Source organism: Litoreibacter halocynthiae (assembly GCF_004365635.1).
GTDB lineage: Bacteria > Pseudomonadota > Alphaproteobacteria > Rhodobacterales > Rhodobacteraceae > Litoreibacter > Litoreibacter halocynthiae.
Window position 1 is genome coordinate 1336745 of the sequence record NZ_SOBH01000001.1, and the last position, 14054, is coordinate 1350798.

Annotated in this window: 15 protein-coding genes; 10 read left to right on the forward strand and 5 right to left on the reverse strand. The window is 59.5% G+C overall.

Translation table 11 applies throughout. The features are described from left to right. The first annotated feature begins 121 nt into the window (after window positions 1–121). The 8 genes from BDE40_RS06450 to BDE40_RS06485 all read left to right on the forward strand — a co-directional run bounded on the left by BDE40_RS06450 (window position 122) and on the right by BDE40_RS06485 (window position 5366). Window positions 122–445, forward strand: a complete 324-nt coding sequence (locus tag BDE40_RS06450) for an NIPSNAP family protein (RefSeq protein ID WP_134013593.1) — start codon at window positions 122–124, stop codon at window positions 443–445. Continuing rightward, window positions 442–804 (forward strand): antibiotic biosynthesis monooxygenase family protein, encoded by a 363-nt coding sequence (locus tag BDE40_RS06455; protein ID WP_134013594.1) that lies wholly within the window; start codon window positions 442–444, stop codon window positions 802–804. Before BDE40_RS06450 ends, BDE40_RS06455 begins: the two co-directional genes overlap by 4 nt. A 109-nt stretch (window positions 805–913) precedes the next feature. After that, complete coding sequence (locus BDE40_RS06460; RefSeq protein WP_134013595.1) at window positions 914–1699, forward strand: chromate resistance protein ChrB domain-containing protein; 786 nt, start codon at window positions 914–916, stop codon at window positions 1697–1699. Continuing rightward, entirely contained in the window at window positions 1696–2901 is a 1206-nt protein-coding gene (gene chrA / locus BDE40_RS06465; protein ID WP_134013596.1) for a chromate efflux transporter, read from the forward strand. Before BDE40_RS06460 ends, chrA begins: the two co-directional genes overlap by 4 nt. A gap of 70 nt (window positions 2902–2971) precedes the next feature. Then, entirely contained in the window at window positions 2972–3496 is a 525-nt protein-coding gene (locus tag BDE40_RS06470; RefSeq protein ID WP_134013597.1) for an SspB family protein, read from the forward strand. A 96-nt stretch (window positions 3497–3592) separates the two neighbouring features. Continuing rightward, window positions 3593–4984: a class II fumarate hydratase gene (gene fumC, locus BDE40_RS06475; RefSeq protein ID WP_134013598.1), complete on the forward strand. Its 1392-nt coding sequence runs from the start codon at window positions 3593–3595 to the stop codon at window positions 4982–4984. Continuing rightward, complete coding sequence (locus tag BDE40_RS06480; RefSeq protein WP_134013599.1) at window positions 4981–5154, forward strand: DUF4169 family protein; 174 nt, start codon at window positions 4981–4983, stop codon at window positions 5152–5154. The genes fumC and BDE40_RS06480 overlap by 4 nt, the downstream gene beginning before the upstream one ends. Further along, window positions 5151–5366 (forward strand): ribbon-helix-helix domain-containing protein, encoded by a 216-nt coding sequence (locus BDE40_RS06485; RefSeq protein ID WP_134013600.1) that lies wholly within the window; start codon window positions 5151–5153, stop codon window positions 5364–5366. The genes BDE40_RS06480 and BDE40_RS06485 overlap by 4 nt, the downstream gene beginning before the upstream one ends. On the opposite strand, the gene BDE40_RS06490 is transcribed toward BDE40_RS06485, so the two are convergent. The 4 genes from BDE40_RS06490 to BDE40_RS06505 all read right to left on the reverse strand — a co-directional run bounded on the left by BDE40_RS06490 (window position 5363) and on the right by BDE40_RS06505 (window position 9106). Beyond that, window positions 5363–5656, reverse strand: a complete 294-nt coding sequence (locus BDE40_RS06490; protein WP_134013601.1) for a hypothetical protein — start codon at window positions 5654–5656, stop codon at window positions 5363–5365. The two genes, BDE40_RS06485 and BDE40_RS06490, sit on opposite strands and share 4 nt — an antisense overlap. A 288-nt stretch (window positions 5657–5944) precedes the next feature. Continuing rightward, a complete protein-coding gene (locus BDE40_RS06495) occupies window positions 5945–6424 on the reverse strand; it encodes a DUF3592 domain-containing protein (RefSeq protein WP_134013602.1) in 480 nt (159 codons plus the stop codon). Further along, the gene (locus tag BDE40_RS06500; protein ID WP_134013603.1) at window positions 6417–7769 is read right to left on the reverse strand and encodes a cytochrome P450; all 1353 of its coding nucleotides are present in this window, start codon (window positions 7767–7769) and stop codon (window positions 6417–6419) included. Before BDE40_RS06500 ends, BDE40_RS06495 begins: the two co-directional genes overlap by 8 nt. Next, a complete protein-coding gene (locus BDE40_RS06505; RefSeq protein ID WP_134013604.1) occupies window positions 7766–9106 on the reverse strand; it encodes a hypothetical protein in 1341 nt (446 codons plus the stop codon). The genes BDE40_RS06500 and BDE40_RS06505 overlap by 4 nt, the downstream gene beginning before the upstream one ends. An 82-nt stretch (window positions 9107–9188) precedes the next feature. Here BDE40_RS06505 and BDE40_RS06510 point away from each other — a divergent pair, with 82 nt between their 5' ends. Continuing rightward, window positions 9189–9416, forward strand: a complete 228-nt coding sequence (locus tag BDE40_RS06510; protein ID WP_134013605.1) for a sulfurtransferase TusA family protein — start codon at window positions 9189–9191, stop codon at window positions 9414–9416. A 40-nt stretch (window positions 9417–9456) separates the two neighbouring features. Here BDE40_RS06510 and BDE40_RS06515 read toward each other — a convergent pair whose 3' ends face one another. Then, a complete protein-coding gene (locus BDE40_RS06515; protein ID WP_134013606.1) occupies window positions 9457–12864 on the reverse strand; it encodes an indolepyruvate ferredoxin oxidoreductase family protein in 3408 nt (1135 codons plus the stop codon). A 150-nt stretch (window positions 12865–13014) separates the two neighbouring features. Here BDE40_RS06515 and BDE40_RS06520 point away from each other — a divergent pair, with 150 nt between their 5' ends. After that, window positions 13015–13920 (forward strand): LysR family transcriptional regulator, encoded by a 906-nt coding sequence (locus BDE40_RS06520; protein WP_134013607.1) that lies wholly within the window; start codon window positions 13015–13017, stop codon window positions 13918–13920. Window positions 13921–14054: the final 134 nt, after the last annotated feature.

Below are 14054 nucleotides of genomic sequence, written 5' to 3' on the forward strand. Positions count from 1 at the left end.
TCCATAGTTCGTCATACACCGAACCATGTACGACAAACGAATGCAAGAACAGTTCGGCCCCGACCGAACCATTCTCCCGCACATACGCGGTAAGTCGGGTCAGCACCAAAGGAGACACCCCATGCTGACCTGCTTCATCCGCTACCAGATCGACCCCACCAAACGCGCCCAGTTCGAGCAATATGCCCGCAACTGGGGCCAAGCCATTCCGCGCAACGGGGCCGACCTGATCGGCTATTACGCGCCGCATGAAGGCTCCTCGACGCTGGCTTACGGGGTCTACAACATTCCGTCATTGGCCGAATACGAAGCCTACCGCGCCCGCTTGTCCGCTGATCCGTTGGGCCGCGAGAACTATGAATTCGCGCAATCAGAGAAGTTTATCTTGCGCGAGGACCGCACCTTCCTGAAGCTCGCCAGCACACCGCATGGGAGCCGCACATGATCGCCGTAATTTTCGAAGTCACCCCCGCCGAAGGGCAAAAAGACGCCTATCTGGACATCGCGGCAGGTTTGCGCCCCTTGCTGGAGGAGGTGGACGGTTTCATCTCGGTGGAGCGGTTCCAATCCATCACCGATCCCGGCAAAATGCTGTCCCTGAGCTTCTTTCGCGACGAGGAGGCCTTGGCGAACTGGCGCGCGCTGGCGGAGCACCGTGCGGCGCAAAAGGCAGGTCGCAGCGGTGTCTTCGAAGGGTACCGCCTGCGCATCGGCTCGGTTATTCGCGACTACGGGATGGACCAGCGTCGTGATCAGGCCCCTGCCGACAGCAACGAGGCACATGGCTGCCCCTATCGGCCTTGACGCCTTCCGCCACGCAAGGCAGGTTACGCCCATGGGGACCCCGCGACACCCCGTGAGGCGACAGCCGAAAGTTCGCACCCTTAAACACAAAACCACGGGGTGCTTTACCATGACCGGCTTTACCGAAATCTCTCCCACTGCCTTGATGCGCTTGATCGGCACGCCTGATGCGCCGACCATTCTGGACGTATGCATCGACGACGATTTTGCCGAAGACCCGCGCCTGATACCTACCGCGCGACGCTGGCCTCATAACCGGATCGACCAATATGAAGGTCAAGGCCCCGTCGTTGTCGTCTGCCAAAAGGGCCGCAAACTCAGCCATGGGGCAGCCGCATTTTTGCGGTCCAAGGGCATTCAGGCCGAGGTGTTGGAAGGCGGCAATTACGCGTGGCGAGACGCGGGGCTTCCCTTGGTGCCCGCCGCCGTTATCCCCTCGCCTTTATGGGTCACGCGACATCGCCCAAAGATCGACCGCATCGCCTGCCCTTGGTTGATCCGGCGGTTCGTGGACCCAACCGCTCAATTCCAGTTCGTGCCACCGGCGGAAGTGATAGCAGTTGCCAAGAAATTCGGCGCAACCCCGTTCGACGTCGAGGGCGTTGCGTTCTCCCATGACGGTGAGCGGTGCAGCTTTGACACCATGCTCACCACCTTCAAACTCGACACACCCCCGTTGCAAGCCATGGCAACCGTCATCCGTGCGGCGGACACCAACCGTCACGAAGTGGCCCCCGAAGCCGCAGGTTTGCTGGCCCTGTCGGTCGGGCTGTCACGTCAATACAAGGACGACACCGCTCAGTTGGAGGCGGGCATGGTTCTCTATGACGCGCTCTACCGTTGGGCGCGGGACGGGCAAGGCGAAGGGCATGACTGGCCCGGAGTAGGCAAATGACCACGCTGTCCGAGATGATCCGCGTGTTCGGTCGCATCGGGTTGTTGTCCTTCGGCGGCCCTGCGGCGCAGATCGCCTTGATGCACAAGGAACTGGTCGAGGACCGCCCGTGGCTGACCGAGGCGCAGTTCCTGCGCGCGCTGTCGTTTTGCATGCTGCTGCCGGGGCCGGAGGCGATGCAGCTTGCGACCTTTTCCGGCTGGCGGATGCGAGGGATCACTGGCGGGCTGCTGGCAGGGCTTTTGTTTGTGGTGCCGGGGGCGTTGGTCATCATGGCGTTGGCCTTGGCTTACGGCTTCTACGGACAATTACCGCTGGTGCAGTCACTGTTCATCGGGGTGAAAGCCTGTGTGGTGGTGATCGTGATCCAAGCCCTGATCAAGGTCGCGAAGAAAGCCCTGAACGGCCCGATCCACTATGTGATCGCCGCCGCCAGCTTTCTGGCCCTGTTCGCCCTCAACGCCCCGTTCCCCTTGGTGATCGTCATCGCCGCCTGTGTCGGCGCGCTCACCTTGAAAGGCGAGGCCGAGGGCGGTGCCCCTGCCCCCAAAACCTCCACCATAGCCACTCTGAAAACCGTCGCCCTGTGGCTCGTCATTTGGTTCGCACCGGTGTTGGTGCTGGCGCTATTCGCACCGGGCATCTTGGTCGATATGGCCAAATTCTTCTCCACCCTTGCGGTCGTCACCTTCGGCGGGGCTTACGCCGTGCTGGCCTATATGACGCAAGCCGTCGTTGGCGATTTCGGCTGGCTGACCACTGCGCAAATGGTCGACGCCTTGGGGCTGGCGGAAACCACCCCCGGCCCGCTGATCCTTGTCACACAGTTCGTGGCCATGGTTGCAGGCTTCAAGGCGGGCGGCATAGGGTTGGCCCTGGTTGCGGGTCTAGTCACGCTTTGGGTCACCTTCGCGCCATGCTTTTTGTGGATATTCGCCGGCGCGCCCTACATTGACCGCCTTGCCCACATGCCGCGCCTGTCTGGCGCGCTAAGTGCCATCACTGCCGCCGTGGTCGGTGTCATCGCCAATCTGGGGTTGTGGTTTGCCGGTGCCGTGTTCTTCGAGGCAGGGACAGCGCAACCCGTTCCGGTTGTCATCGCCGCGATCGCCGCCGCACTTTTACTGTGGCGCAAGTGGGATATGTTGTTGGTTTTGCCAATTTGCGCAGCACTCGGTCTGGTTTTGGTCGGGGGCGCATAAGCCCCCCTTTCCCTCACCAACGAATCCGCGCATGGTAGGACCCAAGGTCAACCACGGGGGCTGAGACGACATGTCCGACACAATCGACTATGGCAACAAAATGCACCGCGCGATGCGTGGGTTGATTGCCGAAGTGTTGGAAGATGTCGGCGCCAACGGCCTGCCGGGCGAGCATCACTTTTTCATAACCTTTGACACCCGCCATCCAGACGTTGAAATGGCCGACTGGCTGTTTGACCGCTACCCGTCCGAGATGACGATTGTGGTGCAACACTGGTTCGACAACCTGATCGTGGCCCCTGACGGCTTCCAGATCACCCTGAATTTCGGCGACAACCCCGAACCGCTGGCGATCCCGTTCGACGCGATCCGCACTTTTGTTGATCCGTCCGTGGAATTCGGCCTGCGCTTCGAGTCTCAGGACGACGAGGAAGAAGAGCACGAGGTGGTGGAACTGCCGGATGTCGACCTTGCAGAAGCACTGGAACTCGACAAGTCGGACGAACCCAAGCCAAAAACCAAAACGGATAAGGGCGAAACTGTCCCCGCAAAAGAGGCCGAAGTTGTCTCTTTGGACGCATTTCGCAAGACTTGAGGGCGTGTTAGCGCAACCTTAAGCCTTCCCCTAATTGTCAAGCCGCCTGCACCCCGCTACATCGGGGCCATTCTTGCATTTTGAAGGACGATCCTCATGACCGATACGCGCACCGAGACCGACAGCTTTGGCCCTCTGGAGGTTCCTGCCGACAAGTATTGGGGCGCGCAAACGCAACGCTCGATCATGAACTTCCCGATTGGCTGGGAAAAGCAGCCTGTCGCCATCGTACGGGCACTTGGGGTCATCAAGAAGGCCGCCGCGACGGTCAATCTGGAGTTCGGTGATCTGGACGCCGAGCTTGCCCCCGCTATTCAACAGGCGGCGCAAGAGGTGATCGACGGCAAGTTTGACGACAACTTCCCGCTGGTGGTCTGGCAGACCGGTTCCGGCACGCAAAGCAACATGAACTCGAACGAGGTGATTTCCAACCGCGCCATCGAGATCATGGGCGGCGAGATGGGGTCCAAAAAACCCGTCCACCCCAATGACCACTGCAACATGGGCCAGTCCTCCAACGACACGTTTCCCACGGCGATGCATGTCGCCATCGGCATGGTTGCCCGTGACACGCTATTGCCCGGTCTGCGCAAGCTGCATGACGCGCTGGAGGCGAAGGCCGAAGAGTTCAAAGACATCATCAAGATCGGCCGTACCCATACGCAGGACGCGACGCCTTTGACGCTGGGACAGGAATTTGGTGGCTACGCGCACCAGATGAAAAAGGGCATCGAGCGGGTCGAGGCCTGCCTGCCCGACATCTACGAGCTGGCCCAAGGCGGCACCGCCGTTGGCACTGGCCTGAACACCCGCAAGGGCTTCGCCGAGAAGGTCGCGGCTGAGATCGCGGCCATCACCGACCTGCCCTTCGTCACCGCCCCCAACAAGTTCGAGGCACTTGCCGCGCACGACGCCATGGTCATGTTCTCCGGTGCGTTGAAAACCGTCGCCGCATCGATGTTCAAGATCGCTAACGACATGCGCTTGCTGGGCTCCGGCCCCCGCTCCGGCCTTGGCGAATTGATCCTGCCGGAGAACGAGCCGGGCTCGTCGATTATGCCGGGCAAGGTGAACCCGACGCAGGCCGAGGCGTTGACCATGGTGTGCATCCACGTCATGGGCAACGATGCCGCCGTGGGCATGGCGGGCAGCCAAGGCCATTTCGAGCTGAACGTCTACAATCCGATGATGAGCTACAATGTCATTCAGTCCATGCAGCTGCTGGGCGATGCGGCGGGTAGTTTCACCGACAACATGGTGGTCGGCACGCTGGCCAACAAGGAACGCATTGACAAGCTGATGAAAGAGTCGCTGATGCTGGTGACAGCGCTGGCGCCGACCATCGGCTATGACAACGCAACCAAAGTCGCCAAGACCGCCCATAAAAACGGCACGACCCTCAAGGAAGAGGCGATCGCCCTTGGCTTGGTAGACGAAGAAACCTTCGACCGCGTCGTGCGGCCTGAAGATATGATTGGACCGAAATGAAAGCTGGAAACCTGAGCAAGGCTCGCAAGGAACGTACCCGCGCCGACAAGCGGGCGCAGGGCGATGCCAACGCGCTCAAATTCGGGCGCACCAAAGCGCAAAAGCAGGCTGACATGAAAGCGCAGCTTGCCGCGCGCACCAAGCTCGACGGACATAAGCTGGACGAATGAGCAGACCCAAGAAACGCTCCTTGACCTTGAAGGGGCACCGCACGTCGGTGTCCCTCGAAGACGAGTTCTGGGCGGAATTCCGGCGCATCGCGGCGGAGACAGGCCAACCAATCAACGCGCTGGCCGCCAGTATCGACGCGGAGCGTGGCACGGATCTGGGTTTGGCCTCTGCTATCCGCCTTTTCGTCTTAAGCGACCTGACAAAGCGCTAGGCAGCGCGTCGAAGCCCTTCCAGTGCAGCGATGCGTGAGGATCGCAGACAAATCACATTCTTAGGTGCTTTCGTTTTACGTGCTTTTGCCGGTTTCAACGACTTCATGGCAGTGAGATCGGAGTGAAACAACTGCACCAGCTCGTCACGCGCAAGCTGGTCCTGTGCGTCTGGCATATTATCAATCGCAGTGGTGCGACTCAGTGCAGGCACGGCAATGCGAATTTGCGGCAGCGCACCCAAGCCAAAAAACAGTTTGGCGTTACTCGTGATTGTCTCAAAGGTATTCATGGCAACATCCTTTTCGATCAGTGAGACAAATGTCGGCCATTGCCAGCATTACTTTCAGGGGGAACGGCAAGCAGATTTCCCCGACATTCCTTAGCCGGGCGGGCAGGATGCGGATCAGGCTTTTGATAAATATGGATTAATTCAAAGCTAGGAGATCAAACACCGCCGAAGTGACGCGGCGTCACAACCAATAAGAAGGCAATTCGCGTCGCTGAACGCGGGTCACGGTTGGAAACGATACCAAGGGAAAAGCACACCTTGTTTCCAAATTGGCGACAGATTTTTTAGTTATATGACTTGCCGACGACCGCGCCACCGCCTGAACACAAACCAAAGCGACAGTACCACCAGCCCTGCCCCAATCAGGGTGAAGGTCCAAAAAAGGATCGACAGACCGAAATGCCGTTTGAACGGCAGCTCAATGGCGACGGATTGATCGTCCGCGCGCCACAAGACAGTGACGCGGTCGCCTTTGCGGAAATTATAGTGACTGGAGCCGGACTTCACGTTCATTTCGCGCTGCACACCGCCGGGGTCGGTGAATTCAACGCGCGGCGTGAAGGTCAGATAGGTATCTCGGGGGGACACTCTATGACTGCGGGTTTCTACCACTCGTCCAGGCACCGGCTCGCCGACCGATGTCAGATGCCAGAATACGCGATCCGCATTGCCCATCCCCAGGAATACCAGCCCCAAAGCAAAACAGATGGCGATCACACCCCAAGGCGGGATGTACTCTTTGCTATAGTTCGAAGGGGCATCAGGCATCGTGCGCTCTCTTTGTCAGCTTTAACCATATTCCGTCTTTGGAGCGTACGGTCAAATGGGCCACGGGAACAGGGCTGCGGTCGGTGGTCTCGAACCGGAAATGGCGCACCAGCATGGACAACAGCAACGGCCCCTCGACCATTGCGAAGCCTGCGCCCGTACACACCCTAGGCCCGCTCGAGAACGGAATATACGCCTCGCGCATACATTGCTTGCCGTTTTCGGTGGCCCAGCGTGCGGGGTCGAACCCGTCGGGGTTGTCCCAAAGACGCTCGTGCCGGTGCAGGTGCCATGGCGAAATCACTACCTGCGCGCCCGTTTTGATATCGCGGTCGCGGAAGGTTTCGGGGCATGTTGTCTCACGCACCATCATCGGGACCGGAGGATAGAGCCGCAGCGCCTCGCGGAACACATCGCGCGAGGCGCGCAGCTTGGACATCACCTTGAAGTCGCAGCCGCCGTCCAAAGCCTTGGCCTCCTCGGCCAGCTTGTCCTGCCATTCAGGAAACAGCGCCAAAAGGTAGAGCGTCCACGCAAGGGCCGAGGCGCTGGTCTCGTGGCCGGCCAGAAAGAAGATCGCCACTTGGTCGACCATTTCCTCGGTGGTGAAGGTGTCACCGGTTTCCGGATCGGCGGTGGTCATGATCTTGGTCGCCAGATCATCGGGGGCTGTGCCCGCCTTAATCTGCGCCATGCGCGCGCAGGTCAGCTGCGTGATCAGCGCACGGATCGACTGCGCGGTTTCCCTGGTGCGCTTGCGAAACAGGCGCGGCATCCATTTGGGGCCCTTGATGAAGGCGGCGAGATTCAGAATCGGCTGCGTGCGCTGGTAGTCGCGAAACTCCGAAAACACCGCTTGCGCGATCTCGTCTTCGATGGGGATGGAAAACAGTGTGCGGAAGATGACATCCGCCGCCGCAAAGCTGGTGATTTCCTCGACCTCGTGCACGCCCTCGTCCAGCCGTGCGACCGCTGCCTGCCCTGCGTCCCACATGGCCGGAAACGTATCGCGCAGCCGTCCACCCTCGAAGGCCGGATCAATGATGCGGCGTTGCCGTTCCCATGTCTCACCGTTGGTTAGAAACACCGAGTTACCCAGCAGCGGTCGCAGCCCCGCGCCGATGCGGTCGGACTTTGGGAACGCTCGGGGGCGTTCGTTTAACACCGTCTTAACCAGTGACGGCTGGTTGATCAGGTAGCTGCGGAAGAACGGTGTTTTGAATTCGGCCATCCACGCGCGGTAAAGCTTGGCCGGTTGCGCCGACAGGATGTCTTGGCGGAACAGCCGGACATATTTCAGCAGCGAGACCTTTTCGGGCCGCGCAGGGGGTTTAGGCGGGATCATGACATGGACGTGTAGCCGGACGCGGCCACATCTATACGCGTCCACGATTGCGGGCGGTCATGATAGCGATCATGCAAGGTCAAAGGGCCTGCGGTGATCTGGAAATAGTCATAGTCCTTGGGTCGGTCAAACGCACAAAGATACTGGAAATGCAGCCGGAAGAAGCGCCAGCGCAACTCTGTCCACCGCTCTGGCGACAGGCTTTGGGTGAAGGCGGCGGAAAATACCAGTGGCCATTTCTTGCCCTCAGGCTCCACACCTGAGACCGACACCGGATCACATAGCGCAAACGCGCAGCCGTCGCCGGGGGCCGAGACATCCACCCATGTGAGCGCGTCGCTTGCGGCCAGAAAATGTAAATCCCCACGCAGCCTGTCGGCTTTGGGCAGGAAAGACACCATCGGCACCACATGCCCGAGGCTCAAAAAAGCCAGTTTCGGGCCATTGTCCGGAACGCCGCCTGCACGGATCAGATCAGCCAGAATCGACACCGCCAGATGCGCGCCGGAGGAATGTCCAACGACCAGCACCTCGTCGACGTCATCTTGCAAGGCCATCGCAATGGCGACGCGGAACTCGGCCATACGCTCCTCTAGTGCGGGCGGGTTGGCCCCCATCCAGCGCGCGGAATAGGCGAAGTCGTGCATTAGGTAATAGGCGAAGAACTTGCCATCCTTGGCCCTGAACCAGCGCAGTATGAAGATCGTGACCGCGGCCCATAATATCCACCGCAGAACCAGCCCGATGCCCACTACGATGAGCACCGTAGTTGCCACAAAATCGCGCGACAGGCTGTTGAACCACGTGTCGAGGCCCGTCATCTCTGCCAGCGGGAACACTATGGCAGCGAGCGCCGCCGATAGCGCCCACAGGACCAGCCCTGACAGAATAGAGCCAGCCACAATCGCCAACAGCAATTGCAACAGCAACATGCCAATCGGGTAGAGCGCGGCGATGATCGGACCCTTGCGCAACCGCATCAGCCGGAACAGCGCGCGGGTGGAAATATAGGTGAAGGCCGTGCGCAGCAATTGCAGGTAGGTTGCGGGGATGGAATTCGACATGGAACTGCGCACGATGTCGGACCAGACCAGTACCTCTACCTGCGCGTCGGTTTGCGCCCCGTCGATTTCGGTGGAGGCGTACCAGCCATACGTGCCCTCACCTGTCTTTGGTTTCAGATCAAGGGTATAGCCGCTGATCTTCGCCTGCTCCGCACCTTCCTTGCGGAACAGCTCACGGTAGCGTCTGGGGTGAATCGGATCATAGCCGGGGATGTAGAACACCCGCCGTTTGCGCACGCTTTGCGCGCCTGTTTGATCTACCACCTCGTCCATGGCCGCAGGTTAGCCCGCGTTTCCGGCAAAAGTAAGAACAGCTTACGTGGACAAGTGCCTGCGTGTCGCCTAGATCACGGTTATGGAACATGACGCCGAACTCGATGCTTTGGGGCTGCTTTGCCCCCTGCCCGTACTGAAGGCCCGCAAGCGGTTGCAGGCCTTGTCTTCGGGGCAGGTTTTGCGCGTTCTGGCGGACGATCCGGCGGCCCTGATCGACATGCCGCATTTTTGTGCGGAGGCCGGTCATAAACTTGTGTCGATGACCGAGGACGATACGCACCAAGTCTACCTTTTGCGCAAAGGCTGACCGCCCCTTCGGGGAGAATATTTTTGCCAAGATGAAACGCTTATTGCGCGGCCATGGACGGCTCCGCTTTATCTAGGACGGTGAGCAATTCTTCGCGGCGCTTGGCGGCTTCTACCTCATTGGCCTCCTTCACCGGACCGAAGCCTCGGATTTGCAGCGGAAGCTCCGCCAGAGCGATGGCGGCGTCACGATTGGTCGCGGCGCGGATTCTGGGCAGATCAGCCTCGTATTGGGCGATCAGCGCGCGCTCCATCTTGCGCTCCGCGCTGTAGCCGAAGGGATCAAATGGCGTGCCGCGCAGGGATTTCAGCTTGGCCAGCAGCTTGAAGCTGCGCGCCATCCATGCCCCATATTCCTTCTTCAGCGGACGCCCGTTCGAGCCCATCTTGGAGAAGATCGGCGGGGCCAGATGATAGGTCAGTTTCAAGTCACCATCGAAGGCGTCGCGGGCCTTGGCTTCGGTATCGAGATGCAGGCGTGCGACCTCGTATTCGTCCTTATAGGCCAGCAGCTTATGGTAGCCCTTGGCGACGGCCTCTTTCAGCGCCGGATCGTCGATCTGCGCCAGCGCCTTTTGGTAGCGTTTGGCAAGCCTGTTGGACTGGTAAGCCTTCAGATGATCACTGCGGAAGGCGATTTTATCATCCAGCGACTTGGGCAGGTTGACCACCTTGTCGGTGATATAGCCCGCTGCTTGTTCAGGGTGTTCTGCGGCCCAGCGGCCTAGGGCAAAGGCACGCTTGTTGCGATCGGGCGCAGCACCGTTCAGCTCGATGGCCTGCATCAACGCATTGTGGCTGATCGGCAGCAGACCTTTTTGCCATGCAGCGCCGAAGATCATCATGTTGGAATAGATGCTGTCCCCCATCAGAATGCGGGCGAGTTCGGAGGCGTCGAAGAACTGCACGCGGTCTTGCAGACGGGCTTCCAGCGACAATTCCAACCGGTCGGAGGGGATCTTGAACTCGGTATCGCGGGTGAAATCACCAGTGACGATCTCGTGGTTGTTCACCACGGCTCCGGTGCGGTTGGTGGTCATCAGGCCAAGCGTTTTGGCCCCTGCGGTGACCACAAGATCGCCGCCGATCACCGCGTCGGCCTCGCCTGTTGCCACGCGGATGGCGCTGATATCGTCAGGGCTGTTGGCAAGACGGCAGTGGATGTGAACAGCACCACCCTTCTGGGCCAGCCCCGCCATTTCCATCATACCGGCACCTTTGCCGTCGATATGGGCGGCCATGGCCAGCACCGCACCGATGGTGACGACGCCGGTACCACCGACGCCGGTGATGACGACGTTGTGGGTGCCGTTGATCTGCGGGAGGCTCGGCTCGGGCAAATCTGGGATTTCGACTTTGGCGGTCGCCTGTTTTTTCACCTGTGCGCCTTCGATGGTCACGAAGGACGGGCAGAAGCCATTGACGCAGGAAAAATCCTTGTTGCAGGACGATTGGTCGATGGCGCGCTTGCGGCCCAATTCGGTCTCCGCCGGAACGATGGAGACGCAGTTGGATTGCACCCCGCAATCGCCGCAGCCTTCGCAGACATCGGTGTTGATGAAAACACGCTTGTCGGGGTCGGGAAACAAGCCACGCTTGCGGCGACGGCGCTTTTCGGCGGCACAGGTTTGGATGTAAACAATGGCCGATACGCCTTTGACTTTGCTGAGTTTCTCCTGAACCAGAGGAAGCTCCGCACGTTCGTGGCGCTCCAGATCGGACGGGAACTGGGAGAAATCGACATCTTCCTTATCGTCGTAAACCATAACGACGTCCTTGATGCCCATCGCCTTTAGCTCCGCCACGATACGCGGTGCGTCCAGCCCGCCCTCGTTGCCCTGCCCACCGGTCATCGCGACCGCGTCGTTGAACAGCACCTTGTAGGTGATGTTGGTCCCTGCCGCGACGGCGGCGCGGATCGCCTGAATTCCGGAGTGGTTGTAGGTCCCGTCGCCAAGGTTCTGGAACACGTGATCACGGGTGCTGAACGGCGCTTCGCCGATCCAGTTCGCGCCCTCGCCGCCCATCTGGGTGAAGCCGACTGTGCTGCGGTCCATCCACTGCACCATGTAGTGGCAGCCGATCCCTGCATAGGCGCGGGAGCCTTCGGGCACCTTGGTCGAAGAGTTATGCGGGCAGCCGGAGCAGAAATACGGCAAGCGCGCCGCGATTTCTTGCGCATTGTCGGAGCGTTTGGCTTCGGCGAGCTTCGCCAGCCCTGCTTCGATGCGGTCCGTGCGGCGGCCTTCTTCGATCAGGATGCCGCCAAGTTTCTCTGCAATATCAATCGGGTCTAGTGCGGCGCGGGTCGGGAACAGTTCCAGCCTGCGGCCATGCTCCCATGTATCGCCCTTGTGCCAGCCATAGACGCGCTGTTGATAGTGGTCGTCGAACAGCGCCTCCTTGACCTGCACCTCGATCAGTTTGCGCTTTTCTTCGACCACGATCACCAGATCAAGGTCCTTGGCGAAGTCGTGGAAGCTGTCCATGTCCAGCGGCCAAACCTGTCCGATCTTGTAAGTCGTCAGCCCCAAACGCTCCGCTTCGGCGGCGTCGATGCCCAGCAAGGACAGCGCATGTTGCAGGTCCAGCCAGTTCTTGCCAGCCGCCACAAAGCCGATCTTCGCGCCGGGTTTTCCCCAAACGCGTTTGTCAATTTTGTTAGCCTTCGCAAAGGCTTCTGCAGCGAACCTACGGTGATCAATGACCCGCGCTTCTTGCAGTTGAGGGGTATCCACAAGGCGGATGCTCAACCCGCCTTCGGGCATGTCGAACTCGGGCGTGACGAAGGACATCCGATCGGGATTGCCATCTACGACCGAGGTCACCTCGATCGTGTCTTTCATCGTCTTGAGACCCACCCAGAGGCCGGAGAACCGCGACAAGGCCCAGCCATACATGCCGTAATCAAGAATTTCCTGCACGCCTGCCGGCGACAAAACCGGCATGTAAGCGTCCACCATGGCCCAGTCGGATTGGTGCAATGTCGTCGAGGATTCGCCCGTATGGTCGTCCCCCATCGCCATCAGGACACCGCCATGGGGCGAAGTGCCTGCCATGTTCGCGTGCCGCATCACGTCGCCGGAGCGGTCCACGCCGGGGCCTTTGCCGTACCACAGGCCGAAGACGCCATCATAGCGCCCCTCGCCCCGCAACTCCGCCTGTTGGGAACCCCAGATTGCGGTCGCCGCAAGATCTTCGTTCAAGCCCAGTTGAAACTTGATATCTGCGGGCGCCAAAACTTTCTCGGCCTTGGCCATTTGCAAATCGACCGCGCCCAGGGGCGAGCCGCGATAGCCGGTGACCAATCCCGCGGTGTTCAGCCCTGCGGCCTTGTCACGGGCTTTTTGCATCAAGACCAGGCGTACCAGCGCCTGAGTGCCGTTCAGCAGCACCGGTGACTTGCTCAAATCGAACCGGTCGTTCAGAGAAATTGATTGATCGCCCATGCCGCGCCTCCCAGTGCTCAGGTTATTACCATTATAGGTCACAAAAGCTGACCTACCAAGCGGTTTTTACAAATCAAGCCTTTTCGGGTGCCCCTACGAAAGGTTAGAACTCTGCAACTTAACGCATTTCAGTAAGAAAGTGGGTCCTTTATGGATTGGGACAAGTTGCGAATTTTTCACGCGGTGGCCGATGCAGGCAGCTTAACACATGCCGGTGATACCCTGCACCTGTCACAATCTGCAGTGTCGCGACAAGTGCGCGCGCTTGAAGAATCCCTCAACACAACCCTTTTCCACCGCCACGCCCGCGGTCTGATTCTGACCGAACAAGGCGAGCTGTTATTTGACGCGACCCGCGCCATGACCAAGCGCCTTGACGCGGCCTCGGCCCGTATTCGCGACAGCGAAGAAGAGGTATTCGGCGAGTTGCGGATCACCACGACAATCGGTTTCGGCTCTCTCTGGCTCGCGCCGCGCCTATCACGGCTGTACGATAAATACCCCGACCTCAATATCAATCTGATGCTGGACGAGCGGGTCCTTGACCTGCCCATGCGCGAGGCCGATGTGGCGATCCGTATGAAAGAGCCCTCGCAGGCTGATCTTGTCCGCAAACGGCTGATGTCGGTGCGGATGCGGCTTTACGCGTCGCGCGACTACCTGACCACTCACGACATCCCTGAGACTATGGAAGATCTGCCGGAGCACCGTCTGATTTGTCAGAACGTCAATTCGGAGCAAGTGTCCGCAGGTGCAACCCTGGTGCGGGAATTGATGAGTTATGACCTGCCGAACGTTCTGACAGTAAACAATTACTTTGGATGTTTGCAGGCCGTGCGCAATGGCTTGGGCATTGGCGTATTGCCCGATTACGTCGCAATCGACGATGCGGAACTGGTGCGTGTGCTACCGGAAGTCGAATCGAACGCTGTTCCTGTATTTTTGGCGTTTCCCGAAGAGTTGCGGCAGTCCAAGCGGATATCGGCATTCCGTGACTTTGTTCTGGAGCAGATCGGCGAGCAAAAGAAACGCGCGCAAATGGTTGATAAAGAGTGATTTAGAGCTTGATATGCGCTGGACGCATAGCGGATATGCTTTAAAAACTGCCTATTTTTCTTGAACCGAACGGTTCGGGTGCCTAGTTCTTGGTCATGGGAAACACCTAGTGTCTCCCACCTCCCTGTTGGACT